Raw genomic sequence first — 1575 nt, 5'->3', positions numbered from 1 at the left:
GCTCCGTACCGCCCCCGGGTGTACGGAGCCCCCGCGCAGTCCGGCCGGGGACCGCCCCGGTCCCGGCCGGATTGTCGGTGCCCGCCAGTAGGGTGGACGGTATGGCAGACCCCTCCAGCTACCGTCCCAGGCCGGGCGAGATCCCCGAGTCGCCGGGGGTCTACAAATTCCGCGACGAGCACCGCCGGGTGATCTACGTCGGGAAGGCGAAGAGCCTGCGCCAGCGCCTCGCCAGCTACTTCCAGGACCTGGCCGGCCTGCACCCCCGTACGGCCACCATGGTGACCACCGCCGCATCGGTCGAGTGGACGGTCGTCTCCACCGAGGTCGAGGCGCTCCAGCTGGAGTACTCCTGGATCAAGGAGTTCGACCCCCGGTTCAACGTCAAGTACCGCGACGACAAGAGCTATCCGTATCTCGCGGTCACGCTCAACGAGGAGTTCCCGAGGGTCCAGGTGATGCGCGGCGCCAAGCGCAAGGGCGTGCGCTACTTCGGCCCCTACGGCCAGGCGTGGGCGATCCGTGAGACCGTCGATCTGATGCTCCGGGTCTTTCCCGTCCGGACCTGCTCCGCCGGTGTGTTCAGGAACCACCGGCAGAAGGGTCGCCCCTGCCTCCTCGGCTACATCGGCAAGTGCTCGGCCCCCTGTGTCGGCCGCGTCACCCCTGAGGAGCACCGCGAACTGGCGGAGGAGTTCTGCGACTTCATGGCCGGCCGCACCGGTACGTACATCCGGCGGCTTGAGCAGCGGATGACGGCGGCGGCCGAGGAGCTGGAGTACGAGCGGGCCGCCAGGCTCCGGGACGACATAGACGCGCTCAGACGCGCCCTGGAGAAGAATGCCGTCGTCCTCGCGGACGCCACCGACGCCGATCTGATCGCCGTCGCCGAGGACGAGCTGGAAGCCGCCGTGCAGATCTTCCACGTCCGCGGCGGCCGGGTGCGCGGACAGCGCGGCTGGGTCACCGACAAGGTCGAGGCCGTCGACACCGCCGGCCTGGTCGAGCACGCGCTCCAGCAGCTGTACGGGGAGGAGAGCGGCGAGACCGTCCCCCGGGAGGTGCTCGTCCCCGCCCTCCCCGAGAACACGGACACCGTCGGCCAGTGGCTGAGCGAGCGCCGGGGTGCCCAGGTGTCGCTGCGCGTCCCCCGGCGCGGCGACAAGAAGGACCTGATGGAGACGGTCCAGCGCAATGCCGTGCAGGCTCTCGGACTGCACAAGACCAAGCGCGCCAGCGATCTCACCACCCGCTCCCGCGCGCTGGAGGAGATCGCCGAGGCCCTGGAGCTGGACTCGGCGCCGCTGCGGATCGAGTGCTTCGACATCTCGCACCTCCAGGGCGAGGACGTCGTGGCGTCCATGGTCGTCTTCGAGGACGGATTGGCCCGCAAGAGCGAGTACCGCCGCTTCCAGATCAAGAGCTTCCAGGGGCAGGACGACGTCCGCTCCATGCACGAGGTGATCAGCCGCCGCTTCCGCCGCTATCTCGCGGAGAAGGACCGCACGGGGGAGTGGATCGGCGCGGACGACCCCGAGGGCGGCGGGGCGCCTGATGACGACGGCCGCCCCAAGC

The 1575-nt window shown here is 70.0% G+C and carries 1 protein-coding gene; it reads left to right on the top strand.

Going from position 1 to position 1575, the window contains the following annotated elements:
* Positions 1 to 101 precede the first annotated feature (101 nt).
* A partial coding sequence (gene uvrC, locus ACWF94_RS40275) for an excinuclease ABC subunit UvrC (protein WP_453500232.1) occupies positions 102 to 1575 on the top strand: 1474 nt, incomplete at its 3' end.

The sequence above is a fragment of the Streptomyces sp. NPDC055078 genome, assembly GCF_053607985.1.
Note: the sequence above shows the minus strand (reverse complement) of the source record. Positions and strands in the feature narration are given on the sequence as shown.